Source organism: Kitasatospora sp. NBC_01246 (assembly GCF_036226505.1).
GTDB lineage: Bacteria > Actinomycetota > Actinomycetes > Streptomycetales > Streptomycetaceae > Kitasatospora.
Genome location: NZ_CP108484.1, coordinates 4,217,154 through 4,243,985 on the forward strand (window position 1 = coordinate 4,217,154; position 26,832 = coordinate 4,243,985).

Sequence of the window (26,832 nt, forward strand, 5' to 3'; positions counted from 1 at the left end):
GACGTTCACGACATTTCCCATGAAACAGCCGCAATCGTCCGCCCGCAGCTCGCGCCGGTGCGCGTGGCGCGGTCGCGGCTGCTGCGCCATCCGCCGCCCAAACGGTAGGCTTTCCGTGTGATCTTCAAGCGCATCGGCAATGGGCGGCCGTACCCGGATCACGGCCGGACCAGCACCCGCCAGTGGGCGGACGTCGCCCCGCGTCCGGTGCGGCTGGACCAGCTGGTGACCACCAAGGGCCAACTCGACCTGGAGACCCTCCTCGCGGAGGACTCCACCTTCTACGGCGATCTCTTCGCCCACGTCGTGAAGTGGCACGGCGACCTCTACCTGGAGGACGGGCTGCACCGCGCCGTACGCGCCGCGCTCCAGCAGCGCCAGGTGCTGCACGCCCGCGTCCTCGAAATGGAGTGACGGGCCCGTCCCGCACCCCGCGACCCGTGTGGACACCGCCCTCCGGCCACCTCCGGAGGGCGGTCCGCGCATGCACCGGTACCCCCGTTCGGGTGCCGGCGTACTCCAGATGATGATCATTTAGTACCTTCGCAGCCGTCCGGCACTAATCTGCTGACTACGGCCGCAGTCCGTGGCGTACGCCGCCCACCCAGGCCGTTTCCGTCACCCGATCCCCGCCCTGGCACGAGGGGGAGACAAACCGTGAGCATGTTGACTCCCCAAGGCCTGAAGGGGAAGCAGTACCGCGTCACCGGCAACAGCTATCCACGGCTGGGCCGGCCGCCGAAGAAGAGCCGCAAGGTCCTCGCCCTGATCGGCTCACTGCTCGCCCTGGCCCTGATCGGCCTCGGCGGCGTGCAGCTCTGGGACATCTTCACCGGCAAGGGCAAGAACGCCTCCGCCCAGGCCTGCGCGTCGCCCTCGGGCAAACCGCTGGCCGCCCCCACCCCGGACGGCTCGGCCCCGCCCTCCGGCGCCCCCACCGATCCGAACGCCATCCCGCAGCCGGCCTCGATCACGGTGAACGTCTACAACGCCACCGCCAAGTCCGGGCTGGCCGCGCGGACCGCCGAGGAGCTAAAGAAGCGCGGCTTCACCATCGGCAAGGTCGGCAACGCGCCCGCCGAGCTGGACAAGAAGGTGCCCGGCACCGCCCAGGTGGTCGCCGGCCCGGCCGGCGCCGGGGCGTCCACCCTGCTCGGCTCCCAGATCGCCGGGGCCCTCACCACGGCGGACGCCCGGACCGACACCACCGTCGACTTCGTGATCGGCGACAGCTACAACGCCCTGCTGGACGAGACCCAGGCCGCCGCCGCGCTGGCCCTGGCTACCAAACCCACCCCGACCCCGAGCACCACCGGCAGCTGCTGAGCCGGCCCCCGGGCACAACGGAGCCCCCCGGCACCGCCGGGGGGCTCCGTTCGTCCGTTCGTGGCGCGCGGGCTCAGCCCGCGGTGCCGTACAGGCGGTCGCCCGCGTCGCCGAGGCCCGGGACGATGTAGCCGTTCTCGTTCAGCCGCTCGTCGACGGCGGCGGTCACCACGGTGACGGGCAGCCCGGCAAGTTCCTTCTCCATCACCGCGACGCCCTCGGGCGCGGCCAGCAGCACCACGGCGGTGACGTCGGTGGCGCCCCGCTCGATCAGCATCCTGATCGCGGCGACCAGCGTGCCGCCGGTGGCCAGCATCGGGTCGAGCACGTAGACCTGGCGGCCGGAGAGGTCGTCCGGCATCCGGGTGGCGTAGGTGGAGGCCTCCAGGGTCTCCTCGTTGCGCACCATGCCGAGGAAGCCCACCTCGGCGGTCGGCAGCAGCCGGGTCATCCCGTCCAGCATGCCCAGGCCGGCCCGCAGGATCGGGACGACCAGCGGCCGGGGGTAGCTCAGCCGGGTGCCGGTGGTGACCGCCACGGGGGTGGTGATCTCCACCTCCTCGGTGCGGACGTCCCTCGTCGCCTCGTACGCGAGGAGGGTCACCAGCTCGTCGGTCAGGCGACGGAAGGTCGGCGAGTCGGTGCGCTCGTCGCGCAGGGTGGAGAGCTTGTGGGCGACCAGGGGGTGGTCGACGACGTGGATCCGCATACGTCGAGGTTAGCCCGGCCCCGGACGCCCGTACGCCACCCGGTGGCCCACCGGGCCGGCGCCGCGTCCCGGCGCGGAGCCGACCGGGGTCACCCAGCGATGACGCGCCGTGACGCACCGCGAATGTCGGGGCGGAACGTCCTCCTGTGGTATCAATCCGGCCGATCTGGGAAAGTCAGGTCCTATGACGAGCAACCCGAAGAACGGGGACGGCTCGGCGGACGGGTCCACGGGCCCGTCGGGCGGGCGCTCGGGCCTGCCCCCGGACCACCCGGAGACCGAGGCGGAGCGCCGCAAACGGCGGACGGTGTTCCTGCGCGAACTCGCCGAGGCGCGCGAACTGCGGGAGCGGGTCCAGCCCCGGCGCACCAAGGAGCGCCGGATGCGCGAAGCGATGCGGATGCGAACCTTCCGGTTCTGACGGGCCCGCGGCGCGCCCACCGGGATTCGACGGCGCGCACCCGGCGCACCCGGCGCCCGTTCACCGGCTCCGGGCCGGCCCTTCCGACACGACCTGCAAAGACGCGCTGCCGAACACTCCCCGCAAAGCCGGGCTTTCTGTCACGATTCCGAGGGGACGGTCCGAACAGCGGGCCGCCTCTGGCGCGGGGGCGGCCAGATTCCGCGTTGCCCGGAGCGCCGAGCCGAGACCGATGATCTTGGGAGTGTCCCTGGTGGCGTACTTCGCTGCAGTGCTTGCTCGCACCGAGGACGGGTGGGATGTGAGCGAGACGGAACTCGACGACGTCGAAACCCTGGCGGACCTGGCCGATCTGGCCCGCGAAGCCGCCCAGGACGACGACAGCGTCCTGGTCTTCATCGAACAGGAGGACGTCTGGTTCGCCATCGTCCGGGTCGACGGTGAGGAGGACCCGCGGATCTTCGTGTCGGACGGCGCCGCCGCCGCCCGCAGCAGCTACGGCTCCGTCCTCACCGACGAGCTGGTCGACCAGGCCGGCGAGAGCGAGTTCGGCGACCTCGACAACCTGGTCGCCGAGCTGGAGGACGAGGAGGCGCAGGCCTCGGCCGGGCAGGAGGACGAGGACGGCGACGCGGACGCCCGCGGCGGCGTCCCGGTCGGCCCGCTCGGCGACGCCCACCTGCTCACCGAGTTCGGCCTGCCGTCCGAGGAGCTGCTCGCCCTCAGCGGCGAGGGCGCGGTGCCGGGCGACGCCCTGGAGGAGATCGCCGAGGCCCTCGGCTGCGGCGAGGTCCTGGAGGCCGTCCGGTAACGGGCCGGTGCCCCTCGCCGAATGCCGGACACTGGATGCCATGCCGTCCGCGTCCACCCGCCAGATAGCCCCGCTCCCCGCCCCCGTCCGCCCCGACCCGGTCCGCGACCGCTGGGCGGCGCCGATGCGCCTCGCCATCGCCGAGGCCGCCCTGGCGCCGGCCACCGGGGACGTCCCGGTCGGGGCGCTCGTCCTGGGCCCGGACGGCGAGGTGATCGGACGCGGCCACAACGCGCGCGAGGCGGTCGGCGACCCGACCGCCCACGCCGAGGTGGTCGCCGTCCGGGAGGCCGCAGCCGCGCTCGGGGAGTGGCGGCTCGTCGGCTGCACCCTCGTCGTCACCCTGGAGCCCTGCACCATGTGCGCGGGCGCCCTCGTGCTCTCCCGGATCGACCGGGTGGTCTACGGCGCCCTCGACGAGAAGGCCGGCGCCGCCGGCTCGCTCTTCGACGTGATGCGCGACCGCCGGCTCAACCACCGCCCCGAGGTGATCCCGGGCGTCCTCGCCGACGAGTGCGGCGAGCAGCTCCGCGCGTTCTTCGAGAACCACCGCTGAACGCGGCCGCCGGCCGCCGTCCCGATACGGATTTCGTGACCTCGCCACCCGTCCGGTAGAGTTCCCCTCGGTAGCGTGTCCGAGCGGCCAAAGGAGCACGCCTCGAAAGCGTGTGTGGGGGCAACTTCACCGTGGGTTCGAATCCCACCGCTACCGCCAGCAGCACGAGGGCCCCGACCGGAGACGGTCGGGGCCCTCGTCGTTCCCGCGCACCCTCGGGCGCGGAAGGGCTCCGCACCCGGGGCCGATGACCACCAACGCCCGGCGAGTACGGAGCCTGGAGGGGGAGCGGCTCGGGGGACCAACCGCTCCCCCGGCGGAGTCCCACAACCGGCGCCGCGTCGGGGGGAAGTCGCGGCGACCGGTCCCACAGCGGGGAGCTCCGGATCCACATGCCGGGGGATTCCTGCCAGATCCGCGGCACACCACCCATCCTGCGCGACGGTCCGCCCCCGGGCACCCGGAGAAAGGCCCCACTCCCGGGGACCTTCGTCCCGCCGGGTGAACGCGTCGCACACTTGATGGGCCGTCCGGTGGATAAGCTGCGCTCTGCAGAGGGCCGCTCGGGGACCGAATGGCGGCGGCCCACAGCAGGGAGGAAGGTCACCGGATGGCGCAGGCGAAGAAGATCGGCATGGTCCTCCTGCTCATCTTCGTGCTCTACACGATCATCACCTCGCCCGCCCGCGCGGCCGAGCTGGTCCAGCTGGGGTTCGAGGGCATCTCGAACGCCGCCAAAGCGGTCGGCACCTTCATGACCGGGCTGGTGAAGTAGCGGACCAGGGGGCGGTCCTCCGGCCCCGGCTGCTCCGGCTACGGTGTGCGGGACCCTCAGTCCCCCGTCCGCGAGGAGCGGCATCGTGATCCGGCACCTGGTCCTGTTCAAGCTCAACGAAGGCGTCAGCAAGGACGACGAGCGGGCGCTCGCCGGCGCCGAGGCCTTCGAGGCGCTCGGCCCGGTCATCCCCGAGCTGCGCGAGTGGGAGTGCGGCTGGAACACCACCGAGCGCGACATCGCCCACGACTACGCGATCAACAGCCTGGTCGAGGACCGTGCGGCGCTGCAGGCCTACCTCACCCACCCGGCCCACCAGGCCGCGGCCGGTCAGTGGCGGGAGTTCGCCACCTGGGTGATCGCCGACATCGAGGTCTGACCCCGGGCCGTCCCCCGGACGGCCGCAGGCGCCCCGCCCGGGGGCCGGGCGGGGCGCCTTGCGCTGTCCGGAAACCGCCCCCGGCCCCGCGCCACCCCGGGGGCCGGGTGGCGCACCGGCGCAGCACCAACACACCTCCCCTCGGTACTTGCCCGACCTGCGCCCGGCTTGTGATGCTATGACCGGTTTTGCCGGACACGGCGAGGTGGTGAATCGAGCCGCGACACCCGATCCGCAAGTCCCACCGTTTGTCGACTTTGGGAGGGGTGACGTGTCCGTGCGGACACCAGGGAGTGCGCCGGACACCGGCACCGGCCAAGCCGCCGGGCAGATCACCGCGGAGACCGTCGTCCAGGCCGTCGTCCAGACCGCCGGACCGACCACCGCCCAGGCCCCGATGCAGGCCCCGGCCCAGGCCCCGGCCCCGGCGCAGGCGCAGGCGCAGGCGCAGGCGCAGGCCGCCGCACCGGACGCCGGTCGCCCGGCGCCCCCGCCCGGGGACGAGGTCCTGGCCACCGTCATCGGCCCGGCCGGCGAGCTCCGCCCGGACGGCCTGCGCGGCCCCGGCGGCCGCCCGGTGGTGGACGTCCGGACGCTCACCCGGGTGCTGTTCGAGCGGCTCGCCGAACTGCCCCCGGACGCCCCCGAGCGGGAGCGGGTCCGGGCGGCGCTGATCGAGGTCAACATCCCGCTGGTGCGCTACGCGGCCACCCGCTTCCGCAGCCGCAGCGAGCCGATGGAGGACGTCGTCCAGGTCGGCACGATCGGCCTGATCAACGCGATCGACCGGTTCGACCCGAACCGCGGCGTGCAGTTCCCGACCTACGCGCTGCCGACCATCCTGGGCGAGATCAAGCGCTACTTCCGCGACAACGTCCGCACCATGCACGTCCCGCGCCGGCTCCAGGAGCTCTGGGTCCAGGTCAGCGGCGCGATGGAGGAGCTGACGGTGGTGCACGGACGGGCCCCCAAGGTGCCCGAGATCGCCGCCAGCCTGCGCATCCCGGAGGAGGACGTCCGGGCCTGCCTGGACGCCGGCCGGGCCTACAACGCGGCCTCCCTGGAGGCGGCCCAGGAGCACGAGGGCGGGCTCGCCCTGCTGGACCGGCTCGGCTACGAGGACTCGGCGCTGGCCGAGGTCGAGCACCGGGACATGGTCCGCCACCTGCTGGTCCAGCTGCCCGAGCGGGAGCGGCGGATCGTCATGCTGCGGTTCTTCGCCAATCTGACGCAGTCCCAGATCAGCACCGAGCTGGGAATGTCGCAGATGCACGTCTCGCGCCTGCTCTCGCGGATCCTGACCAGGCTTCGGACCGGCAATTCCTGGGAAGACTGACCTTCACAATCCCGGACAGAACACCGCGAACCACTGGGCCCGCCCGGGATTGCTGCGCGTTACCGCCGCGTGACGTCTTGCGACCTTCGGGTTTGCCGGGGACCGTGTTCCGGTATGCAGGGGGAGGGCGTCCTCGGGAACCACCGCGCGACGGAATCCGTTCAACTGTCAGTCACAAGGGGGTGGGTGCATGTCCGGAGACCTGGGCACTGCGGAGATCCACGCTGGTCAGGCCCATGGCACCGCGGTCGCCGTCGACCGGATCCCGCTCCAGCGGGGCCCGGACGCACCGTCCGTCGCCGAGATCGACCCCGCGGAGGCCGCCGCCGCCGCGCCGCAGGCGCCGCCGGGCCCCGGGCTGGACACCCGGACGCTCTCGCGCTCGCTCTTCCAGCGGCTCGCCGCCCTGGAGGCCGACAGCGCCGAGCACACCTACGTCCGTGACACCCTGATCGAGCTCAACCTGCCGCTGGTCCGGTACGCCTCCGCGCGCTTCCGCAGCCGCAACGAGCCGATGGAGGACATCGTCCAGGTCGGCACGATCGGCCTGATCAAGGCGATCGACCGGTTCGACCCGAACCGCGGGGTGGAGTTCCCCACCTTCGCGATGCCGACGGTGGTCGGCGAGATCAAGCGCTTCTTCCGGGACACCAGCTGGTCGGTCCGGGTGCCCCGGCGACTGCAGGAGCTGCGGCTGGCGCTCACCAAGGCCGGTGACGACCTGGCCCAGAAGCTGGACCGCTCCCCCACCGTCGCCGAGCTGGCCGTCTGCCTCGGCGTCAGCGAGGAGGACGTGGTCGAGGGGCTCGCGGTGGGCAACGCCTACACCGCCAGCTCCCTGGACTCCAGCCCCGGCGAGGAGGACGGCGACGGCCCGCTGGCCGAGCGGCTCGGCTACGAGGACCTCGCGCTGGAAGGCGTGGAGTACCGCGAGTCGCTGAAGCCGCTGCTGGCCAAGCTCCCGCCGCGCGAGCGCCGGATCATCATGCTGCGGTTCTTCGGCAACCTCACCCAGTCGCAGATCGGCGAGGAGATCGGCATCTCCCAGATGCACGTCTCCCGACTGCTGACCAGGACCCTCACACAGCTGCGCGAGGGCCTGATCAGCGAGGGGTGAGCCGGGGCCCGGGCCGGGCCGGGGCGACTCAGGGTACGAGCAGGTTGGCCCGCAGGCCCGCCAGCACGGCGTCGTCCAGGCCCAGGCCGTCCCGCCAGAACGACGCGAAGTCGGGCCAGCCGGCCTCGACCTCCTCGAAGGCCGCCTCCAGGTAGTCACGCTCCGCCCGGAACACCGGGAGCAGCAGCTCCGGCTCCTGCATCAGGCCGCGGGTGCCGAAGCTGTCCACGATGGTCTCGACGATCGCGGCGGAGCGCTCGTTGGTGAGCAGGTAGTCGGCGAAGACCGTCTCGCGGTCCACCCCGAGGGCGGTGAGCAGGACGGCCGCCGTCCACCCGGTGCGGTCCTTGCCGGCCGAACAGTGGAACAGCAGCGGCGCGCCGTCCGGCGCGGCCAGCAGGCGCAGCACGGTGGCGAACCGCTCGCGGGCCACCGGGTCGGTCACGAACCACCGGTAGAGGCCGGTCATCATCGCGGCGGCCCGGCCGTCACCGAGCAGGGCGCGCTGCTTCTCCGGGCTGCGGTCGGCCAGGGCGTCGCGCAACGCGACGTAGATGTCGAAATCCGCGGCGAAGACCGGCAGGTGGTGCAGGGTCACGCCGTCCGGGGCGGTGCGCTCGACGGTGATGGGCGCGGCGGACAGCTCAGCGGCCGCGATCACGGCCACCGGCAGGCCGCGGACCCGGTCGGGGCCGGCCTCGCGGACCTCGTCGAGGCTGCGGAGGTCGACGACCTGGCGCAGGCCGAGCGCCGCGAGCAGGTCGAGGTCCTCGTCGGTGAGGCGGTTGAGGCCGTCGCTGCGCAGCACGGCGCCGTGCTTCAGCACCCGTCCGTCGGCCGTCCGGTAGCCACCGAGATCGCGGGCGTTGACGGCGCCCCGCAGGCCGAGGCTCCGGGCCTGCTGGGCGGCTTCCGGAGCGGGCTCCAGGACCTCTTCCCGGGCACCGTCCCGGTCGCCCTCCACCGACGTCCCCACGGCATTCCGCAGGGCCTCGATTGCGGCGGTCTCGGTCTGCTGCTCGGTCACGCGGCGGCCTCCATTGGATATTCGAGCGGTGCCGTGGCACAACCCGACGCGATATTGCATGAACCTGCCCGACGGAACAGGGGGATGTGCAAGAGTGTCATGCGCAACGCCGCCAGTGTAGGGCGCGGCATACATGTCATCACCGCACGGTCGGTGACCAGCGGTAACGCTCCGGCGCCGTTTTTAATTCTCAATTCATTATTTGCGCAACAGGCGCTCTTCCGGTCACAATCAGCGCCTTCATGGCATCGCCATGAACGTTGGTAACAGATTCGCTGCACTCCTGCCCATTTGGTCCCAATCGGTGCGGAGTCTCCACCAGGATGGGCGCCGGGCAGCCTGCTGCCCGCGAACAGCGACCGGGCAGGCGAGCGTCGAGCAGCGAAAGCGCCCTGCCCAGGGGAGGAACACACATGGGTCGAGCGACCCGAAGAGTTGCCGCCTGCGCGGCAGCAGTCCTGCTGGCCGGCGGCCTGCAGTCATCCCTCGCACACGGTGCCACCGCAGCACCCAGGATCGACCTCACGGTCCTGGTGATCAGCGACGGCGGCCCCGCCTCGGCGGCCATCGCGGCCGAGCTGAAGAGCCAGGGCACCCCGTACAAGTTGGTCGACCTCAACGACGCCGGACGCCCGGTGATCAATGCGGCCTTCCTCAGCGACAGCCTCAACGGCCAGCCGCGCGGCAAGTTCCAGGGCATCGTGCTGCCCAACGACAACCCGTTCGCGGCCGGCTCCGCCGAGATGGCCGCGATCGCCGCCTACGAGGCGGCGTTCGGCGTGCGCCAGGTCGACGCGTACACCTACGCCAGGCCGGAGGTCGGCCTGAACTACGCCGCCGACCCGGGTTACATGGGCAGCCTCGACGGCTTCCAGGGCCAGGTCTCCACGGCCGGTCTCGCGGGTCCGTTCGGCTACCTCAAGGGCAGCGTCCCGTTCGAGGACAACGACCCGGCGGTCGGCGAGAGCTACGGCTTCCTCGCCACCCCGCTGACCACCCTGCCGGCCGGTGCGAGCTTCACCCCGCTGGTCGAGACGACCATCCCGGGCACCACCACCAAGGGCTCGCTGGTCGGCGAGTACAGCCACGACGGCCGCAAGGAGCTGGTCGTCACCTTCGTCTACAACCAGTACCAGCAGCAGTACCGCCTGCTGGCGCGCGGCATAGTCGACTGGATAACCCAGGGCGTCCACCTCGGCTACGACCGCAACTACTTCGCGGCCCACGTGGACGACGTCTTCCTGGCGGACGACCGCTGGGACACCGTGCTGAAGTGCACCCCCGGTGACGTCACCTGCCCGCCCGGCACCCCGGAGACGGCCGACCCGATCCGGATGACGGTCGCCGACGCGCAGTACGCCAAGCAGTGGCAGACCGCCAACAACTTCACCATGGACATGGTGTTCAACGGCGGCGGCAGCGAGGACTGGAAGGCCGACCACTCCGTCACCACCGACCCGGTGGTGGACCAGATGGTCGCCGACCAGACCAGCTACCGGTGGGTCAACCACACCTACACCCACCCGTACCTGGGCTGCCTCCAGGACGTCTCGGTGGTGCCGTGGAAGTGCACCAAGGACACCGCCGGCAACACCGTCTGGGTCGACCAGGCCACCATCACGTCCCAGATCAAGAACAACATCGACTGGGCCGCGGCGCGCAACCTGCACATCGACAAGACCGAGCTGGTCACCGGTGAGCACTCGGGCCTGCTGACCGCTCCGCAGGAGACCAGCGACAACCCGTACCTGGCTCCCTCGCTGGTCGCCAACGGCGTGAAGTGGACGGCCAGCGACGCCTCCCGCGAGACCGGCCAGCGGGCCGTCGGCTCGTCGGTGCTGACCGTGCCGCGGTACCCGATGAACGTCTTCTACAACGCCGCCACGGCGAAGGAGGAGACGGACGAGTACAACTGGATCTACACCAGCGTGGCCAACGGCGGCAGCGGGGTCTGCGAGAACAACGCCAACTCCACCTGCCTGCCGACGCCGCTGGACGTGAACACCGGCTACCAGTCGTACATCGTGCCGCTGGAGGCCCGGATCGACCTCGGCCACGTGCTGAGCAACGACCCGCGACCGCACTTCATCCACCAGTCGAACCTGTCCGAGGACCGGATCGTCTACCCGGTGCTGGAGAAGATCCTCTCCACCTACCGCGCGCTGCACGCCGACAACGCGCCGATCGTGAACCTGGCGCAGAAGGACCTCGGCGCCGAGTTCCAGCGCCGCGCGGCCTGGAACGCGGCGCTCACCGCCGGCCAGGTCACCGCCTACCGGGTCGGCGACACCGTCACGGTGAGCGCTCCGGCCGGCGTCCAGGTGCAGGCCACCATGCCGACCGGCACCACCCAGAAGCTCGCGATCGGCTCGGGTGCGTTCGGCACCGCCTACGCCGGTACGCTGTCCGGCTGGGTGAAGCCCGGAGCGCTCCAGAGCAGCGTCCAGCTCAAGCTGGCCGCGGCGGTCACCCCGGCGGCTCCGGCCGCCGCGCCGAACACCGCCAAGACGCTGACCGCTCCGGCTCCGGCCGACAAGAAGGTCGTGCCCCAGGGCACCGCCGACGCCGTCCCGGCCGGCCCGGGCGACACCGCCCGGACCGACGCCCCGACGCTGGTCCCCGGTAGCGGGGTCCCGGTGCCGGGCAAGGGCGTCACGGCCGGCAAGAGCAGCACCAAGGGCAACGCCAAGGGCGGCGCCCAGACCGGCAAGGCCTCCGGGGGGAAGGCCGACCCGACCAAGAAGACCGCCGGCCAGTCCGGCACCCGCTAACAGGTGACACCGGTGGTGGGACGGGCGACGGCCCGCCCCACCACCGGCCACCGGGCCCGGCCGTCGAGGCCGGCCGCTTGACGCAAGGACAGGAGGGGGGACAGGAATGCGCGTCACCCTGCTCACCGAGGGGACGTACCCGCACCAGCACGGCGGCGTGAGCGTCTGGTGCGACCAGCTCGTCCAGGGCATGCCGGACGTCGACTTCGACGTCATCGCCGTCACCGGGACCGGCCACGAACCGCTGGCCTGGGAGCTGCCCGCCAACGTGCGGTCCGTCACGACCGCACCGCTCTGGGGCCCTGCCGCCGACGGCAGAGCACCCCGCGGCCGCGAGATGCGCCGCTTCCTCAACGCGTACGAGCGCTTCCTGCACTCCATCCTGGACCCCGTCTACACCACCCACTTCGGCACCGAGCTGTACGGCTTCGCCGACCTCGCCCGGCGCGGGCTGCTCAGCCCGGCGCTGCGCAGCGAGCGCGCCCTGCGCACCCTCCAGCACGTCTGGACCCGCGACTACCTCTCCACCGGCGTCTCCCGGCCCACCCTGCACGACGCGCTCAACGCCACCGACCTGCTGGAGCACGCGCTGCGCCCGCTGTCGGTCGAGCCGCCCCAGGACGGCGTCGCGCACGCGGCGAGCGGCGGCCTCGCCACCCTGCCCGGACTGATCGCCTCGCAGCAGTACGGCGTACCGTTTCTCCTCACCGAGCACGGCATCTACCTGCGCGAGCGCTACCTCGGCTACCGCACCGGCCCCTACCGCTGGCCGGTCAAGGCGCTGCTGCTGGGCTTCTACCGGATGCTCGCCGAGGAGAGCTACCGGCGGGCCGCGCTGGTCACTCCCGGCAACCGGTACAACCGGCGCTGGGAGGAGCGCGGCGGCACGCCGTCCGCGCACATCCGCACCGTCTACAACGGCGTGGACCCGGCGGCCTTCCCGCCCGCCGGGCCGGAGCCCGAGACGCCCACCCTCAGCTGGGCCGGCCGGGTCGACCCGATCAAGGACCTGGAGACGCTGATCCGCGCCTTCGCGATCGTCCGCGACGAGATACCCGACGCGCGGCTGCGGCTGTTCGGCGGCACGCCCAAGGGCGGCGAGGCCTACCGCGACCGCTGCATAGCCCTGGCCGCCGAGCTCGGCGTCGCCGACTCGGTGGCCTTCGAAGGCCGCGTCGCGGACATCACCGACGCGTACGCGGCGGGGAACGTGGTGATGCTCTCCAGCATCAGCGAGGGCTTCCCGTTCACCCTGATCGAAGCGATGTCCTGCGGCCGCTCCACGGTCTCGACCGACGTGGGCGGCGTGCGCGAGGCCGTCGGCGACACCGGTCTGGTCGTCCCGCCGCGCGAACCCGAACCGATGGCGGCCGCCGCCGTCGAGCTGCTGCGCGACCCGGAGCGCCGGGCCCGGCTCGGCGAGCAGGCCCGGCTGCGGGTGATCGAGCAGTTCACGCTCCGCCAGAACATCGACGGCTTCCGCGGCATCTACACCGAGCTGCTGGGCACCTCCCGCTGGCTGCCGAACGGCGTCGTCGCCGTCACCGACGGCGCGTCCGACGCGGACTGGGACGACCCGGTGCCCCTCGAAGCGGCTGCCGAGCGAAGCGAGGTGGGCGCGTGAACGACCGCAGGGAGCGAACCATCACAAGCTGCGCGTCCCGCGAAGCGGCCGCCGAGCGAAGCGAGGTGGGCGCATGAGCGGCCCGCTCCGCCTGGTGCCCGACGAGGCCGGCCCCGACTGGGCCGAGCAGACCGTACAGCTGCGCACCCTCCCGAGGGGGCGCCGCCGGCCCGTACTGCCCGCGCAGCGGCCCGTCCCCGAGCCCGAGGAGCAGCTGGAACTCTCCCCGGACCCGCTGGACGAGCTCGCCGAGCGGCTCGCCGACGTCTGCGCCGACGCCGTCCACCCCTACGAGATCGCGGCCTTCCTGGAGTCCGACGGCCTCTCCGACGAGCAGGCCGGGCTGCTGTACGGCCGCCCCGACGCGTTCACCGTCGCCGAGGAGCTGTTCGAGAAGGTCGAGCGCCGCTACCCGGGCCCGAGCTCCGAGTTCGCCAACCCCTGGCGGGCCGACCCCTGGCGGTGCGTCGTGCGCGGCCTGGTGTTCGCCCTGCCCGGCCTCGGCTACCTGCTCGGCGCCAACCTGTTCGCGGCCACCCGGATGCGCTTCGGCCTCCCCTCGGGGATGCTCGCGCTCTCCGTCGCCACCCTGGTCAGCTGGTCGTGGAACCAGGCGCTGGCGCACCGCTCGTACGCCTGGCTGGGCCGCGGCCGGCGGCGTGCGGCCGGCGTCTGCCTGGCGGTCGGCGCACCGCTGGGCGCACTGGTCGCCGCCGTCGCCGGGTACGTGATCGGCGGTCCGCTCGGTGCGCTCTGCTTCGCCGCCGGGCAGTCCGGCTACCTGGCGGCGGCCACCGTCCTGCTGGTGCTCGGGCGGGAGAAGTTCCTGCTGGTGGCACTGGCACCGTCGGCGATCGGGGCCGGCGTGGTGCTGGCCGTGGACGTGCCGCAACTCGTCCGGACGGTCGTGCTGCTGGCCTCGCTCGCGCTCGCGGTGGGCCTGGCCGGCCGGGAGATCGTCCGCTGTCTGCGCAGCGAGCAGGACACCACGGTGCTCGGGCTCCCGCTCCGCAAGGAGGTGCCGCACCTGCTGTTCGGCCTGGCCGTCGGCACCCTGACCATGATCGCCGGCCTCGGCACGACCGTCCACCAGGCGGTCCGCACCGGGGCCGCGGAAGGCGCGTCCGCCAGCCCGACGGGGCCGGCCATGATCGCGCTGACGCTCAGCCTCGGGCTCGCCGAGTGGCTGCTGTTCCGCTACCGGGCGATGGCCGTGGCCGGGCTGCGGACCAGCCACACCCCGGCCGCGTTCGCCCGCCGCACCGCCGGCGTGCTGCTCGGCTGCCTGTTCATCTACCTCACCACCGTGGCCGCGCTGGACGCCGCCGCCACCGTGCTCTGGCCCGGCGCCCCGGCGCTCGGGGTCCCGGAGCTCGGTGCGCTGCTGCTGCTCGGCGGCTCCCTCTGGCTGGCGCTGCTGCTGAACGCCTTCGGGTTCAGCTGGAGCACCGCCCTGATCTGTCTGGCAGCCGCGGGCGCCGAGTGCGCCGGACTGCTGACCGGTGTCGACCCGACCGTCCTGCAGCTGATCGGCTGCGGGGCCGCGGCCGCGGTCCTCACCGCCATCGCCGGGCCCGTGCTCGGCCGCACCACCAGGCACCGCTGAACCACCCCAGTGCTGGGTCACCACCGTTCCGCGCCCAGCCGTCCCCACCCGTACCAGAGCAGAAAGCGATCTACCGGATGAGCAACGTCGCCGTTACCGGAGCCGAGGGCTTCATCGGCTCCCACCTCGTCGAGACCCTGGTCGCGGACGGCCATCAGGTCCGCGCCATGGTGCAGTACAACTCCTTCTCCTCCTTCGGATGGCTGGAGACCCTCCCCAAGGAGGTGCTGGACTCCGTCGAGATCGTCCTCGGCGACGTCCGGGACCCGGGCTCCGTCACCGGCCTGGTCAAGGGCACCGAGGCGGTCTACCACCTGGCCGCCCTGATCGCGATCCCGTACTCCTACCGGGCTCCGCACTCCTACGTCGACACCAACGTCACCGGCACCCTCAACGTGCTGGAGGCGGTGCGCCACCTCGACGTGCCGCGCCTGGTGCACACCTCCACCAGCGAGACCTACGGGACCGCGCAGACCGTGCCGATCACCGAGGACCACCCGATCAACACCCAGTCCCCGTACGCCGCCTCCAAGGCCGGCGGGGACCGGCTCGCCGACAGCTACTACGCGAGCTTCGAGACCCCGGTCGTCACGCTGCGCCCGTTCAACACCTTCGGCCCGCGCCAGTCGATGCGCGCCGTCATCCCCACCGTGATCGCCCAGGTGGCCGCCGGCGAGCGCGAGATCACCCTGGGCGACCTGCGCCCGACCCGTGACTTCACCTTCGTGAAGGACACCGCCAACGCCTTCCGCACGGTCGGCACCGCCCCGGCCGAGACCGTGGTCGGCAGGACCTTCAACGCCGGCACCGGCGGCGAGATCTCGGTCGGCGACCTGGTCGTCCTGATCGGCAAGCTGATGGGCGCCGACCTCACGGTGAAGGAGGACGAGCAGCGCATCCGTCCGGCCAACTCCGAGGTGATGCGCCTGGTCGCCGACGCGACCCGGCTGCGCACGGCCACCGGCTGGGCCCCGGAGTTCTCCCTGGAGCAGGGCCTTGAGCAGACCATCGAGTTCTTCCGTGACCCCGCCAACCTGGCGCGCTACAAGACCGACATCTACAACGTCTGACCTGCCGCACCTCACTGGCAGCACCGGCAACCACAAGGCTCCTGTCGCACCATACTTCCGTGGGGGAAACACCATGCACGCAGTGATCCTGGCCGGTGGCAAGGGCGTTCGCCTTCGTCCCTACACCACCGCCCTCCCCAAGCCGCTCGTCCCGATCGGCGACCAGCACGCGATCCTGGAGATCGTGATGCGCCAGCTCGCCGCGGCGGGCTTCACCTCCGTCACCCTGGCCATCGGCCACCTCGGCCACATCATCCGCGCCTACGTCGGCAACGGCTCCCAGTGGGGGCTCAGGGTCGGCTACGCCGTCGAGGACAGCCCGCTCGGCACCATGGGCCCGCTGCTCACCATGCAGGACCGGCTGCCCGAGCACTTCCTGGTGATGAACGGCGACATCCTCACCGACCTGGACTTCGCCGGGGTGCTCAAGCACCACGAGTCCTCCGGGGCGCCGCTCACCATCGCCACCTACGCCCGCCAGGTCAAGATCGACTTCGGTGTGCTGACCACCGAGTCCGGCTCGATCACCGGCTTCCAGGAGAAGCCGACCATCGACTACCGGGTCTCGATGGGTGTCTACGGCGTGTCGCGCTCGGCGCTCGCCGCCTACACCCCGGGCCTGCCGCTGGGCTTCGACGAGCTGGTGCTCGACCTGCTCGCCGCGCAGACCCCGCCGGCCGCCTACGAGTTCGGCGGCTACTGGCTCGACATCGGCCGCCCGGACGACTACGACCGGGCCAACGCCGAGTTCGCGCTCAACCGCTCGGTGCTGCTCCCCGGCGAGCCCGAGGGCCTGTACGCCGTGCCGAACAGCCCGGGAGCGGCGGTCCCGGCCGCCCGCACCGCGGCGGACGCCGCCGACGGGCAGCCGACGGCCTCGGCCGCGACGGGCCCCGAGAACGACGGACGGGCCGCGTGAGAATCCTGCTGCTCGGCGTGGACGGCTTCCTCGGCCGGCACGCCGCCACCGTCCTGCGGTCACTGCCCGGAGCCACCGTGCTGACCGCCGGGCGGCGGCCCGACCACGACCTGCGCCTGGACCTCGCCACCGCGCAGGCCGGTCCGCTCGGCGAGGAACTGGCCGCGCTCGCCCCGGACGCGGTGGTGAACTTCGCCGGCGCGGTGTCCGGCAGCGCGGTCACGCTCGCCGAGGTCAACGCGCGCGGCCCGGCCGTGCTCTGCGAGGCCCTGGCCCAGGGCGCGCCGAAGGCCCGGCTGGTGCACATCGGCTCGGCCGGCGAGTACGGCGTCTGCGAGCCCGGCAGCTCCCTCGCCGAGGACGCCGACGCCCGCCCGGTCGGCGTCTACGGCGCGACCAAGCTGGCCGGCTCCCTCGCGGTGGCCGGCTCGCCGCTGGACGCCGTGGTGCTGCGGGTGTTCAACCCGGTCGGACCGGGCGCACCGGCCGGCTCGCTGCCTGGCCGGCTCGCCGCCGAGCTGCGCCGGGCCGCGCCGCAGGGCGCCGACGGCGTGGTGCAGGTCGGGGACCTCTCGGCCCACCGCGACTTCGTCGACGCCCGGGACGTCGCCCGCGCGGTCGGCCTGGCCGTCGCCGCCGAGCACCCGCTGCCCCGGGTGCTCAACCTCGCCTCCGGGCGGGCGAAGCCGGTCCGGGCGATCGCGGACGGCCTGGCCGCCGCGGCCGGGTTCACCGGCCGGATCGACGAGAGCGGCGCCGGCTCCGAGCGCTCGGCCGCCGTCTCCTGGCAGCAGGCCGAGGTCTCGGCGGCCGCCCGGGAGCTCGGCTGGCACCCGGAGACGGACCTCGCCGACACCCTGCGCGACCTCTGGCTCAGCACCGATCCCCTGGTCACCGGATGACCGGCGCGAGCCCTGTCGACGGCCGCCTGCTGGTGCCGCTGTACGTCCACCCCGCAGTGGACCCGGCGGCCTGGCAGGCGGTCGCCGCCGCCGACCCGGGCCGGATCGCCGCCGTCGTGCTGAACCTGGCCGACGGCCCCGGCGCCGTCCCCGACAACGTCTTCGCCGAGGCCGCCGACGAGCTGCGCAAGGCGGGCCTCCCGCTGCTCGGCTACGCCGACACCGACTACGGCCGACGACCCCACGCCGCCGTGGTCGACGACATCCTGACGTACCGTCAGCGACACGGCATCACCGGCGTCTACCTCGACCAGGTCGCCACCCACCCGGGTGCGCTGGCGCACTACCGGCGGCTCGCCACCGCGGCCCGCGCCGCCGGTTGCGCGACCGTGGTGTTCGGCCACGGCGACCACCCCGATCCCGGCTACGCCGAGGTCGGACTCGCCGACCTGCTCGTCACCTTCGAGGGGGACTGGGAGGCGTACCGCGCGATGACCCTGCCGGTCTGGACCGGCCGGCACGCCGCCGCCCGGTTCTGCCACCTGGTGTACGACGTCCCCGCCGAGGAGGCCGGGGAGGCCGCCGCGCTGATCACCGCCCGCCGGGCCGGCGTCGGCTGCGCGGTCCCGGGCGCCGGGGAGAACCCCTGGAGCACCCTGCCGCATGCCCTGGCCGTCACCGAACCGACCTGACCCCACCCGGAGTTCGAGTACCGTGACCCGTCCCACCCGGCCCCTGCTGGCCGCCCTCGCCCTGACCACCGCCCTGGTGCTGACCTCGTGCAGCAGCTCGGGCCAGGAGGACGAGGACGACACCTCGGCCGACGCCACCGGCTCCCAGCCGCCCGCGGCCACCGCCGCACCCGTCCCGGGCACCCCGTCCGCACCCGCGACGACCGACCCCGGGACACCGAGCGCCCCCGGCACACCCGGCACCCCGGCGCCCGCGACCACCCCGGGCACGCCGAGCGACCCGGGAACACCGGGCACGCCGCCGGCCCCGGGCACCCCCTCGGTGCCCGGCACCCCGGGCACGCCGGCGCAGCCCGCCGGCGCCCGCTGGCAGCCCACCCCCGGCCTCGCCTGGCAGTGGCAACTCGGCGGCGGGGTCGACCAGTCGGTGGACGTCCCGGTCTACGACGTGGACGGCTTCGAGACCGACGCCGCCGTGGTCGCGGCCCTGCACGCCAAGGGCCGGAAGGTGATCTGCTACATCAACGCCGGCTCCTGGGAGGACTTCCGCCCCGACGCCGCCGCCTTCACCAAGGCCCTCCAGGGCTCCGGCAACGGCTGGAAGGGCGAGAAGTGGTTCGACATCCGCAAGCTGGACCAGCTGAAGCCGCTGATGGCGGCCCGATTCGACATGTGCCGGAGCAAGGGCTTCGACGCCGTCGAACCGGACACCATCGAGGCCTACAACCAGAACAGCGGCTTCCCGCTGACCGCCGAGGACCAGCTGCGGTACAACCGCATGCTGGCCTCGCTCGCCCATGAGCGCGGCATGGCGATCGGCCTGAAGAACGACCTGGACCAGATCCCCGCCCTGCTGCCCGACTTCGACTTCGCCGTGAACGAGGAGTGCGCGCAGTTCGACGAGTGCGCCCGGCTCTCGCCCTTCATCCAGGCGGGCAAGGCGGTCTTCCACGTCGAGTACAAGCTCGGCACGGAGAAGTTCTGTGCCCGGACCAAGTCGCTGGGCCTCAGCTCTATGCAGAAGAAGTTGGAGCTGGACGCCTGGCGGAAGCCCTGCTGAGGCCCCGTCGGGGCAGCAGGGCGTACCGGCCCGCCAGGCACTCCGTCGGACGGATTACTTGACAGCCAGCCAGATGACGGCGCCCACCACGACCAGCGCGACGACGGCGATCACGGCGATCAGACCGGTCCGGTTGCCGCCGCTGCTGCTGCCATAGGTGGAGACGGAGCCCGGAGCCTGGGGTGCCGGGGTCTCGTCGACGAACGCCCGGAACATCTGGGTGTTGCCGGCGGGGTCGTAGTCGTTGTCAGCCATGGCACGGACTCTAACGAATCCGCCGACCCCGCCGACACCCCGGACCCTCCTCCGGCGCCCCGCCCCGGCCGCCCGCCCGCCCGGCCGGGCGGGCGGGCGGGCGGGCGGCCGGGGCGGGGCGAGTACGACAGGCACGTGAACTCTGCCGCGACCACGGAATGCCGGTCCGGGCGATCCGGTTGACTCGAGTCATGACCGGAATCCACAGTGACGCCCCCGGCCGGGTCCGGCTCGGCACCTCCGACCTCGCCGTCCACCCCCTCTCCCTGGGCGGCAACGTCTTCGGCTGGACGGCCGACGAACAGCAGTCGTTCGCCGTCCTGGACGCCTACACCGCCGCCGGCGGCAACTTCGTCGACACCGCCGACACCTACTCCTCCTGGGTGCCCGGCAACACCGGCGGCGAGTCCGAGAGCATCATCGGCGACTGGCTGCGCAGCCGCGGCAACCGCGACGACCTGGTGATCGCCACCAAGGTCGGCCTCCACCCCGAGGCGCGCGGCCTGAGCGCGGCCACCATCAAGTCCTCGGTCGAGGGCTCACTGCGCCGGCTCGGCATCGAGCACATCGACCTCTACTACACCCACCAGGACGACGACACCCCGGTGGAGGAGTTCATCACCGCGCTGGACGACCTGGTGAAGGAGGGCAAGGTCCGCGAGATCGCCGCCTCCAACATCGGCGCCGAGCGGCTCGCCGAGGCGCTGGCCTTCTCCGAGCGCGAGGGCCTGGCCGCGTACGTCGCCGTCCAGCCGCACTACAACCTGGTCTCCCGCGCCACCTTCGAGGGCCCGCTCGCCGACGTGGTCGCCGCGCACGGCCTGGCCACGGTGCCCTACTACGCCCTAGCCTCCGGCTTCCTGACCGGCAAGTACCGCCTCGGCGGCGGTGAGGTGGCCAGCGCCCGCTCCGAGGGCGCCTCCCGCTACCTGGCCGACCCGCGCGGCACCAAGGTGCTGGAGGCGCTGGACACCGTCGCCGCCGAGCACGAGGCGGAAATCGCCACGGTGGCCCTGGCCTGGCTGACCACCCGCCCGACGGTCGCCGCGCCGATCGCCAGCGCCCGTCGGGTCGAGCAGCTGCCGCCGCTGCTGGCCGCCGCCTCGCTGCGCCTCACCCCGGAGCAGCTCGCCCTGCTGGACGCCGCCTCCGCCTGACCCCGGCGCGCGGCGGCCCCCGGCGGAATCGATCCGCTCGGGGGCCGCCGCGCCGGACGCGCCGTTACGGGCGCCCGAAATGGGTCGGGTAGAAGCCGCTGCTGAGGGTGGAGACCCGCACCGTCTTCCCCGGCCGGGGCGCCTCGACGAACTTCCCGCCGCCGAGGTAGATCCCCACGTGGTGGATCCCGGAAGCCCGGCCGCTGTCCGACCAGAACAGCAGGTCACCGCGGTGCAGCTGTCCGGCGGTGATCGGGGTGGTGGCCGCGTACTGGTCGTCCGCCACCCGCGGCAGGCTGATGCCGCTGCGCCGGTAGGCCTGCTGGACCAGCCCCGAGCAGTCGAAGCCCGACGGGCCGTCACCGCCCCAGACGTAGGGCTTGCCGAGCTGGGCGAGTGCGTAGTCGATCGCCGACTGCGTGCTGCGGGAGGACGGCCCGCTCCCGGCGGCCGGCCGGTCGGGCGCCGGGTCCGACCCGCCGCCGGTCCCGCCGGTGCGGCTGAGGTAGATGTCGTAGTGGCTGGTGTACCGCCACTCGCCGCTGCCGTTCTTGAACCAGTACTTCGAGCCGTCCCAGCCCTGCCGCAGACCCGAGGACGACCCGCTCGACGACCCGCTCGACGAGGTGGGCGCCGGCGTGGACGCGGCGCCGTTGGAGACGGCCGCCTTGCCGGATCCCCCGGATCCCCCGGACGCGCCGGTCGCGCCGGTACGGGCGGCGTAGACGTCGTAGTGGCCGGTCCAACGCCAGGCGCCGTTCGCGGCCTTGAACCAGTACTTCGAGCCGTCCCAGCCCTGCTTGCCGGGCGCGGCGTGCGCGGACCCGGCACCGGCCGTCAGACCGACCACACCGGCTCCCGCCAGCACGGTGGTGGCCAGGCAGGTGGTCCGCACGGCGCGGTGTATTCGCGCGCCACCGGACGTCCCGGCCGCCGGGCGGGCGGTGCGCGGCCGGGCCGCGCAGTTCGGGCAGCCGCAGCCCGCCACGGCGGGGATGCTGCCGAGCGTCTCCTCGAAACCGATCAGCGCGGCGCCGGCACCGGCGAACTCCGCCTCGAACTCGGCTTCGAACTCGGCCTCGACGTCGGTCTCGAAACCGCTCTCCGTGCCGATGGCTATCCTCATGCCGGTCGTCCTTCCTTCCGCCCGGCCCGGGCGGCCGGGGACGGTACCGAAGCGGCCACTCCGGCCGGGGCGACGAAGGCGACCAGCAACTGCTCCATCAGAGCGCTGCGGGCGGCCTCGTCCAGCTCGTGCGCGGTCGCGCGCTCCAGCCGGCGGACGGCGAGCGCCGCCGCCTCGACCGCGTCGTCCACCAGCACCGTGCGCAGGCCCGCGTCCAGGTCGGCCAGCCGGCGCCGGCGCATCGACTCGGCGACCTCGGGCGCGTAGTCCAGCGCGAGCGGCTGCGCCGAGTAGACCTCCAGCCCGGCCGGGGCGACCTCGGCGGCCAGCGCCCTGGTCAGCTCGTCGGCGAACCACTGGCCGTCGCGCAGCGCCGGGCCGGGGGCCGCGTTGCTGTCGCACGGCAGCATGGACGCCGTCCGGGTCAGCACCGCCTGCACCTGCTCGCGCAGGTAGTGCTCGTGGTCCTCGATCGCCAGCAGCGCCCGGGCGGTGTCCTTGACCCGCCAGACGATCAGCAGCCGCACGACGATCGGCGTACCGGTCCGGTCGACCACCTTGACCGGCTCGCTGCGCCAGTGCCGCAGCCGCACGTCCACCCGGCGCCGGCGCAGCAGCGGGTTGACCCAGACCAGACCGGTGCGCCGGACGGTGCCGCGGTAGCGGCCCCAGCGGCTGAGCACCCGGGTCTCACCGCCCGCGTTGGCCAGCAGCCCGGCCAGCGCGAGGACGATCAGCAGACCGGCCGCGCTGACCGCGATGCCGGACCGCACCGTCACCTCCACCCCGCCGGTGGCTCGCGCGGCGGCACCGCGCAGATCGGGCAGCGCCTCCCAGGACGGGATGACGCCGTCGTTCAGCAGGACCAGCACGACGGCGGTCACCCCCGCCAGCAGCGCCAGCAGCGCGATCCAGCCGGGCAGCACCGCGGCTCCGTGCTCGCGCAGCGCCTGGTCGGCGCGCGGGGGCCGGCGGGAGGTGGTCGCGGTGACCGCGCCGGCCGGGGTGGCCTCCGGCAGCTCCACCGCCTCCAGGACCGCCGTCTCCAGCGGGTCGCGCAGGTCGACCGGCGTGACCGCCGGACCGGGGACGACCGCCAGCGGCGTGGTCGCCGGCCCGTTGTCGACGGGTTTGCCCGTCTTGGGCGCCCTCGCCATCGGGCTGGAGCCGGAGGCGGAACGTTCCCGCAGGGTCGGCGGCAACGCCTTGGGCAGATTGTCGGGTCGCTGCGAAGAATCGCGGGTGACGTCCATGCACGGATCCTCGGGTTCGGTGTGTCGCGCAACGGGCGGCCCGGATCTGACGGGCAGTGCCAGAGTCAGGCTAAGTTCATACGTCATCAAATGCGACATTTGCGATAGAGCGTGTCGACATTTACTGACGAATCATCCGTAGCCGATCTGACGCGCAGGCACATGAGCGGATGGTCGGAGCGGTTCAGCGTCGTCGGGCGCCGGGGCCTCGGGCGAGGACCCGGCGGGTGATCAGGCCGACCCCGGTGAGCAGCAGCAGGAGACCTGCGAGCCCAGCGCGCCAGCCCTCCGACCGGGAGTGGTCGGACGCGGGCTGCGCCTGCGTCGCCCCGCTCTCCGGGGAGGGCTCCGCGGACTGCTCGGCCGGGGGTGCGGCCAGGGCCCGGGAGGTCTCGGGCGAGACCTGCCCGGCGGGCACCGCCGGCGCGACCCCGGCGGTCGGGGTGGCGGCGGCGGCGGCTGTGGGGACGGCCGCGGTGGGGGCGGTCGACGGGGCGGCCGAAGTGGCTGGAGTTGCCGAAGCGGCCGGTGAGGTCGGCGTCGCCGGGGCTGCCGGGATGGCCGTGCCGGTCGCACCGGAGGCGGACGCCCCGGCACTCGGGCTCGGGGCCGGTCCGGCGCTCGGGCCCGCACTCGCACTGGCCGGGGGCACCGTCCCGGCGGCGGGCGGGACGACGATCGGCAGCAACCCGGGCAGGACGGGCTCCGGGACGGCCTCGGCGGCGGGGGCGGTCGGGGCAGCGGGGACGGACGGGCTCGGCGGGGCGGGCACCGACGGCGAGACCGTCGGCACGGGCACGGCGGGGGCCGTCGCCGCAGGCCGGTCGGCCGACGGCGAGACGGCGGGCCCGGGCGGTGTGGGAGCCGCCGCCGGAGCCGGAGCCGCCGCGGACGCGGACGGCGCCACCACGGCGGGCGCGGAGGACGGCACCACCGGCGACGGCACCGCGACCGCCGGCCCCGACGCCAAGGGAACGGACGGCGAGGGAACGGACGGCGAGGGAACAGATGGTGAGGGAGCGGACGGTGACGGCGCGCCGGGCCCCGGAACCGCCGGGGCGGTCGCCGCCGCCGCAGGAGCGGACGCCGGTGCCGAGGGCGACGGCGAGGCCACCGAAGGGGACGGCGAAGGGGACGGCGTCCCCGGCGCGGGCGGGACGGCCGCCGCGACCCGGACGGTGACCGCGTCCGCCGCCGTCCCGTTGCCCGCCAGGTCGGTCGCCGTGACGACCAGCCACTGCTCGCCGTCCGTCAGGTCACGGTTGGCCGCGCAGGTCCAGCTGCCGTCGACGGCGGCGGTGACACCGCAGGCCACGATCCGCTCCGCCGAGGCCGAGCTGCCGGCCCGGGCGGTGACGATCACCCGGGCCCCGGGCTCGGCCCGGCCGCCCAGCTTCGGGCGCGCCACCCGGACCGTCTCGCCCGCCGCCGGCGTGGTCAGCACCGGCCGGTCCGGCGGCACGGTGTCGACGACCAGCGTGAAGACCTGGCCCGGCGTCCGGTTCCCGGCGGCGTCGACGGCGTTCGGCGTCAGCTGGTGGCGCCCGTCCGGCAGGTTCTCCACCGGCAGGCAGGACCACCCGCCGTCGGACCGCACCGCCGTACTGCACAGCTCGCCGCCCGTACCGCCGCCGGCGCCGCCTCGTGCCCCGGCCGGCCGGTCGGTGACCGAGACGGTGCTGCCCGGCTCCCCCGTGCCGGTCAGCTGGAGGCCGGGGTCGTTGGTGTACTCGGGGAGGGTGAGCACGGGAGCCGTGGGCGGGGCGGTCTTCACGGTGATCCGGACCGGATCGCCCCGCAGCACCAGCCCGCCACTGGTGGTCTCGACCGGGGTGAGGGTGTGCGCGCCCGCGGTCAGCGGCCCGCTCGGCCGGCAGGACCAGTCGCCGCCCTTCTCGACCCGGGTCTTGCAGACCACCGCGTCCCCGTCGCGCACCTCGACCGTCGCTCCGGCCACCGCCCCCTCACCGCGCACCTGCGGGCGGGCGTCCGCGACGACGGTGCCGTCGACCGGGGTGGCGATCTCCGGCCGGGCGGCGCCGACCGTCAACCTGATCCGCTGGTCCGAGACCTGCCCTGAGTCGGCGAAGCCGCCGGCCGACACCAACTGGGCCGCGTCGCGGCCGATCCGCAGCCGGGCCCAGGTCTCCCCCGACGACGCGTTGGCGGGGACGGTCCACTCCAGGGTCGCGCTGTCCGCCGTGGCCGGGACCTCGGTCTGCACCCGCTCGGCGGGGTCGAACCGGCCGTTGCGGTCGAAGTCGATCCAGCCGGCCAGGGTGGCGGGGGCGCCGCCCACCGCGACCGGGACGGTGACCCGGTAGTACCGGCCGATCGCGGCCTCGGCCGGGTAGCCGACGGCCGGGTCGCCGCCCTGGTACTCGCCGCGCCCGGGCTGGAGCCGGGGCGGTGCCGGGCTGGAGAAGACGCTGCGCCGGCCGGCGCCGTGGTCGAGCTGGACCACCGGCTCGCCTGCCGCGTCCGTGCTCCCGGCCGGGGTGGCGGGCGGCACCAGCGGGGTCGTGCCGGTGGTGGCGGCCCGCCGGCCGAGCCGGGCGGCGCCGCCGGCGTCCGCTCCGAGGAAGAGGTCGGAGAGCAGGTGGGAGGCGTTGTCGTAGCCCTGCGGGGCGGTGCCGACGCCCTCGTCCAGGGTGACGGTGTAGGCCTGGAGGAGCGGCGCCGGCGCGGGCGCGGCGGTGGAGTCGGCCCGGGCGGTGGAGCGCTGCTCGACCCGGAAGACGGCGGTGCGGAAGGTCCCGGCCAGCTCCAGGCTGCCCTCGGCGGCGGATCCGGCCTCGGCCTCGGCGGCGGCGCCCGCCCCGGCGGGGGCCAGGCTGTTGCCGTCGACCGTCCAGCCCGGCCAGTCGGTCCGGTTGACCAGGGCGGGTGCGCCCGGTGAGCCACCGGTGAGCGACAGACGCGAGACGGTGCTGGTGGCCCCGCCCTTTCCGGTGGCGACGGCGGAGAGTCCACTCACGTGCAGGCGGGGATTGCGGACCGGCCGGGAAAAGGCGATGCCGAGTGTTCCGACCGTGCGCCAGGAACCGTCCGTCTGCGGACGGTTGTCGGTGATCCGGAAGGTCTGCGCGGGATCTCCGGGCCGCAGTCCGTCCGTATAGAGGGCGGCCGCCCGACCGCCGCCGAACCGCTCGGCCAATTCCCCCGGCTCGGCCGCGACGTCGAATCCCGGGGCGGCGGAGAAATCGATGTGGACGGTGAGGCCGGAGGGAAGGACGGCGCTCCGGTCCCCCGACCAGGTGTCGGGGGACTGCTGGGCGGCGGAGGTGGGCGGGTTCCAGCCGATCAGCAGTGCGGCCGCCAGAGCCGCCGAGGCACCGGCCGCCACCAGACGCGGCCGCCGCATTCCTCCCGTCCGGTACGCGGGCCGGGCCGGGGCCGGGGCGGACAGGGCGGCATCGCGGGGGAACTGTCGGCTCATCCGGCTCTCCTTCGGTATCGGCTGCCGGGGTGGCCGGGCAGTCTGGGCACAAGATCTGACAAAACGGAATCACGATCCTGGGCCGGTCATACTGCGACACCTGCGCTATCGGCCGGGTCCCACCCGTTCGGCGGTCATCCGACCGACAGGAAAGGATGTACCCGAAGGGAATGGATTTCATCCATTAGCGGCGTATCGCGGGGAATCCGGGGGATTCCGATCGGGTGCCGCGGACCGGTACCTGACCGTGCGTCGAGCGCTCCCGTTGCGCACCACCGGTGCGAACGATCAGCGCGAACGCCCGGTGCGAACGATCGGTGCGAACGACCGGTGCGCCCGGCGGAGCCGGCGCCCGCACCTATCCACGCCGCCAGCGACTTCGCGACCGTTCGACCACGGGGCCGGCTTCGCCGAGGGGCTCCACCGGCAGCCGTCCGAGCCCGGCCGTGGCGCCCTCGGCCCGGCCGCCCGGAAGCCGGAACCCGGAGCCCACAGTCCGGC

The 26,832-nt window shown here is 73.6% G+C and carries 23 protein-coding genes, 1 tRNA gene and 1 pseudogene; 19 read left to right on the forward strand and 6 right to left on the reverse strand.

The window, feature by feature from the left end; all coding sequences use genetic code 11:
• The first annotated feature begins 117 nt into the window (after positions 1-117).
• Positions 118-414 (forward strand): type II toxin-antitoxin system VapB family antitoxin, encoded by a 297-nt coding sequence (locus OG618_RS18560; protein WP_030061387.1) that lies wholly within the window; start codon positions 118-120, stop codon positions 412-414.
• Between the two features lie 249 nt (positions 415-663).
• Positions 664-1,326 carry a LytR C-terminal domain-containing protein gene (locus OG618_RS18565; RefSeq protein ID WP_329488639.1) on the forward strand — a complete coding sequence of 221 codons (663 nt, stop codon included), beginning with the start codon at positions 664-666 and terminating at the stop codon, positions 1,324-1,326.
• Positions 1,327-1,399: 73 nt separating this feature from the next.
• Here the strand turns inward: OG618_RS18565 and upp are convergent, their stop codons facing one another.
• On the reverse strand, positions 1,400-2,035 hold the full coding sequence (upp, locus tag OG618_RS18570) for a uracil phosphoribosyltransferase (protein WP_329488640.1): 636 nt from the start codon (positions 2,033-2,035) through the stop codon (positions 1,400-1,402).
• A gap of 184 nt (positions 2,036-2,219) precedes the next feature.
• Between upp and OG618_RS18575 the strand changes: the two genes are divergently transcribed.
• The 8 genes from OG618_RS18575 (at position 2,220) to OG618_RS18610 (ending at position 7,430) form a co-directional block, all read left to right on the forward strand.
• Complete coding sequence (locus OG618_RS18575; protein ID WP_329488641.1) at positions 2,220-2,456, forward strand: hypothetical protein; 237 nt, start codon at positions 2,220-2,222, stop codon at positions 2,454-2,456.
• A 232-nt stretch (positions 2,457-2,688) separates the two neighbouring features.
• Complete coding sequence (locus OG618_RS18580; protein WP_329488642.1) at positions 2,689-3,267, forward strand: tRNA adenosine deaminase-associated protein; 579 nt, start codon at positions 2,689-2,691, stop codon at positions 3,265-3,267.
• A 40-nt stretch (positions 3,268-3,307) separates the two neighbouring features.
• Positions 3,308-3,823, forward strand: a complete 516-nt coding sequence (gene tadA, locus OG618_RS18585) for a tRNA adenosine(34) deaminase TadA (protein ID WP_329488643.1) — start codon at positions 3,308-3,310, stop codon at positions 3,821-3,823.
• 69 nt (positions 3,824-3,892) lie between these two features.
• A tRNA-Ser gene (locus tag OG618_RS18590) sits at positions 3,893-3,982 on the forward strand.
• A gap of 451 nt (positions 3,983-4,433) precedes the next feature.
• On the forward strand, positions 4,434-4,598 hold the full coding sequence (locus OG618_RS18595) for a hypothetical protein (RefSeq protein ID WP_199926184.1): 165 nt from the start codon (positions 4,434-4,436) through the stop codon (positions 4,596-4,598).
• Between the two features lie 85 nt (positions 4,599-4,683).
• Entirely contained in the window at positions 4,684-4,977 is a 294-nt protein-coding gene (locus tag OG618_RS18600; protein WP_329488644.1) for a Dabb family protein, read from the forward strand.
• 397 nt (positions 4,978-5,374) lie between these two features.
• Positions 5,375-6,313 (forward strand): RNA polymerase sigma factor SigF, encoded by a 939-nt coding sequence (locus OG618_RS18605; protein WP_329492165.1) that lies wholly within the window; start codon positions 5,375-5,377, stop codon positions 6,311-6,313.
• A gap of 190 nt (positions 6,314-6,503) precedes the next feature.
• Positions 6,504-7,430 carry an RNA polymerase sigma factor SigF gene (locus OG618_RS18610; RefSeq protein WP_329488645.1) on the forward strand — a complete coding sequence of 309 codons (927 nt, stop codon included), beginning with the start codon at positions 6,504-6,506 and terminating at the stop codon, positions 7,428-7,430.
• Between the two features lie 28 nt (positions 7,431-7,458).
• On the opposite strand, the gene OG618_RS18615 is transcribed toward OG618_RS18610, so the two are convergent.
• On the reverse strand, positions 7,459-8,457 hold the full coding sequence (locus tag OG618_RS18615; protein ID WP_329488646.1) for a tyrosine-protein phosphatase: 999 nt from the start codon (positions 8,455-8,457) through the stop codon (positions 7,459-7,461).
• A gap of 413 nt (positions 8,458-8,870) precedes the next feature.
• Between OG618_RS18615 and OG618_RS18620 the strand changes: the two genes are divergently transcribed.
• The 8 genes and pseudogenes from OG618_RS18620 to OG618_RS18655 all read left to right on the forward strand — a co-directional run bounded on the left by OG618_RS18620 (position 8,871) and on the right by OG618_RS18655 (position 19,101).
• Positions 8,871-11,228 carry a hypothetical protein gene (locus OG618_RS18620; RefSeq protein WP_329488647.1) on the forward strand — a complete coding sequence of 786 codons (2,358 nt, stop codon included), beginning with the start codon at positions 8,871-8,873 and terminating at the stop codon, positions 11,226-11,228.
• 106 nt (positions 11,229-11,334) lie between these two features.
• Positions 11,335-12,852, forward strand: coding sequence for a GT4 family glycosyltransferase PelF (pelF, locus tag OG618_RS18625; protein WP_329488648.1), 1,518 nt, complete (start codon positions 11,335-11,337; stop codon positions 12,850-12,852).
• A gap of 73 nt (positions 12,853-12,925) precedes the next feature.
• On the forward strand, positions 12,926-14,458 hold the full coding sequence (locus OG618_RS18630; protein ID WP_329488649.1) for a hypothetical protein: 1,533 nt from the start codon (positions 12,926-12,928) through the stop codon (positions 14,456-14,458).
• 77 nt (positions 14,459-14,535) lie between these two features.
• The gene (locus OG618_RS18635) at positions 14,536-15,528 is read left to right on the forward strand and encodes an SDR family NAD(P)-dependent oxidoreductase (RefSeq protein ID WP_329488650.1); all 993 of its coding nucleotides are present in this window, start codon (positions 14,536-14,538) and stop codon (positions 15,526-15,528) included.
• A gap of 73 nt (positions 15,529-15,601) precedes the next feature.
• Positions 15,602-16,309: pseudogene (locus tag OG618_RS18640) on the forward strand (nucleotidyltransferase family protein); the annotation flags it as partial.
• Between the two features lie 134 nt (positions 16,310-16,443).
• Positions 16,444-17,349, forward strand: coding sequence for an NAD-dependent epimerase/dehydratase family protein (locus OG618_RS18645; RefSeq protein ID WP_329488651.1), 906 nt, complete (start codon positions 16,444-16,446; stop codon positions 17,347-17,349).
• Positions 17,346-18,041, forward strand: coding sequence for a spherulation-specific family 4 protein (locus tag OG618_RS18650; protein ID WP_329488652.1), 696 nt, complete (start codon positions 17,346-17,348; stop codon positions 18,039-18,041). The genes OG618_RS18645 and OG618_RS18650 overlap by 4 nt, the downstream gene beginning before the upstream one ends.
• A gap of 22 nt (positions 18,042-18,063) precedes the next feature.
• Positions 18,064-19,101, forward strand: coding sequence for an endo alpha-1,4 polygalactosaminidase (locus OG618_RS18655; protein ID WP_442906818.1), 1,038 nt, complete (start codon positions 18,064-18,066; stop codon positions 19,099-19,101).
• A 54-nt stretch (positions 19,102-19,155) separates the two neighbouring features.
• Here OG618_RS18655 and OG618_RS18660 read toward each other — a convergent pair whose 3' ends face one another.
• Positions 19,156-19,356 carry a hypothetical protein gene (locus OG618_RS18660; protein ID WP_329488653.1) on the reverse strand — a complete coding sequence of 67 codons (201 nt, stop codon included), beginning with the start codon at positions 19,354-19,356 and terminating at the stop codon, positions 19,156-19,158.
• Positions 19,357-19,547: 191 nt separating this feature from the next.
• Here OG618_RS18660 and OG618_RS18665 point away from each other — a divergent pair, with 191 nt between their 5' ends.
• Positions 19,548-20,513, forward strand: coding sequence for an aldo/keto reductase (locus tag OG618_RS18665; protein WP_329488654.1), 966 nt, complete (start codon positions 19,548-19,550; stop codon positions 20,511-20,513).
• A gap of 64 nt (positions 20,514-20,577) precedes the next feature.
• Here OG618_RS18665 and OG618_RS18670 read toward each other — a convergent pair whose 3' ends face one another.
• The 3 genes from OG618_RS18670 to OG618_RS18680 form a co-directional block, all read right to left on the reverse strand.
• Positions 20,578-21,639 carry a C40 family peptidase gene (locus OG618_RS18670; protein ID WP_329488655.1) on the reverse strand — a complete coding sequence of 354 codons (1,062 nt, stop codon included), beginning with the start codon at positions 21,637-21,639 and terminating at the stop codon, positions 20,578-20,580.
• Positions 21,636-22,892, reverse strand: a complete 1,257-nt coding sequence (locus tag OG618_RS18675) for an SPFH domain-containing protein (RefSeq protein WP_329488656.1) — start codon at positions 22,890-22,892, stop codon at positions 21,636-21,638. Before OG618_RS18675 ends, OG618_RS18670 begins: the two co-directional genes overlap by 4 nt.
• A gap of 184 nt (positions 22,893-23,076) precedes the next feature.
• Positions 23,077-26,331: an Ig-like domain-containing protein gene (locus OG618_RS18680; protein WP_329488657.1), complete on the reverse strand. Its 3,255-nt coding sequence runs from the start codon at positions 26,329-26,331 to the stop codon at positions 23,077-23,079.
• Between the last annotated feature and the right edge of the window lie 501 nt (positions 26,332-26,832).

Excerpts from the sequence above, each read along its gene's own strand:
- upp (WP_329488640.1), bottom strand. The coding sequence starts at position 2,035 with ATGCGGATCCACGTCGTCGACCACCCCCTGGTCGCCCACAAGCTCTCC.
- OG618_RS18565 (WP_329488639.1), top strand. The coding sequence starts at position 664 with ATGTTGACTCCCCAAGGCCTGAAGGGGAAGCAGTACCGCGTCACCGGC.
- OG618_RS18610 (WP_329488645.1), top strand. The coding sequence starts at position 6,504 with ATGTCCGGAGACCTGGGCACTGCGGAGATCCACGCTGGTCAGGCCCAT.
- tadA (WP_329488643.1), top strand. The coding sequence starts at position 3,308 with ATGCCGTCCGCGTCCACCCGCCAGATAGCCCCGCTCCCCGCCCCCGTC.
- OG618_RS18575 (WP_329488641.1), top strand. The coding sequence starts at position 2,220 with ATGACGAGCAACCCGAAGAACGGGGACGGCTCGGCGGACGGGTCCACG.
- OG618_RS18620 (WP_329488647.1), top strand. The coding sequence starts at position 8,871 with ATGGGTCGAGCGACCCGAAGAGTTGCCGCCTGCGCGGCAGCAGTCCTG.
- OG618_RS18580 (WP_329488642.1), top strand. The coding sequence starts at position 2,689 with ATGATCTTGGGAGTGTCCCTGGTGGCGTACTTCGCTGCAGTGCTTGCT.
- pelF (WP_329488648.1), top strand. The coding sequence starts at position 11,335 with ATGCGCGTCACCCTGCTCACCGAGGGGACGTACCCGCACCAGCACGGC.
- OG618_RS18605 (WP_329492165.1), top strand. The coding sequence starts at position 5,375 with ATGCAGGCCCCGGCCCAGGCCCCGGCCCCGGCGCAGGCGCAGGCGCAG.
- OG618_RS18665 (WP_329488654.1), top strand. The coding sequence starts at position 19,548 with ATGACCGGAATCCACAGTGACGCCCCCGGCCGGGTCCGGCTCGGCACC.
- OG618_RS18635 (WP_329488650.1), top strand. The coding sequence starts at position 14,536 with ATGAGCAACGTCGCCGTTACCGGAGCCGAGGGCTTCATCGGCTCCCAC.
- OG618_RS18660 (WP_329488653.1), bottom strand. The coding sequence starts at position 19,356 with ATGGCTGACAACGACTACGACCCCGCCGGCAACACCCAGATGTTCCGG.
- OG618_RS18630 (WP_329488649.1), top strand. The coding sequence starts at position 12,926 with ATGAGCGGCCCGCTCCGCCTGGTGCCCGACGAGGCCGGCCCCGACTGG.
- OG618_RS18670 (WP_329488655.1), bottom strand. The coding sequence starts at position 21,639 with ATGAGGATAGCCATCGGCACGGAGAGCGGTTTCGAGACCGACGTCGAG.
- OG618_RS18680 (WP_329488657.1), bottom strand. The coding sequence starts at position 26,331 with ATGAGCCGACAGTTCCCCCGCGATGCCGCCCTGTCCGCCCCGGCCCCG.
- OG618_RS18650 (WP_329488652.1), top strand. The coding sequence starts at position 17,346 with ATGACCGGCGCGAGCCCTGTCGACGGCCGCCTGCTGGTGCCGCTGTAC.
- OG618_RS18595 (WP_199926184.1), top strand. The coding sequence starts at position 4,434 with ATGGCGCAGGCGAAGAAGATCGGCATGGTCCTCCTGCTCATCTTCGTG.
- OG618_RS18675 (WP_329488656.1), bottom strand. The coding sequence starts at position 22,892 with ATGGACGTCACCCGCGATTCTTCGCAGCGACCCGACAATCTGCCCAAG.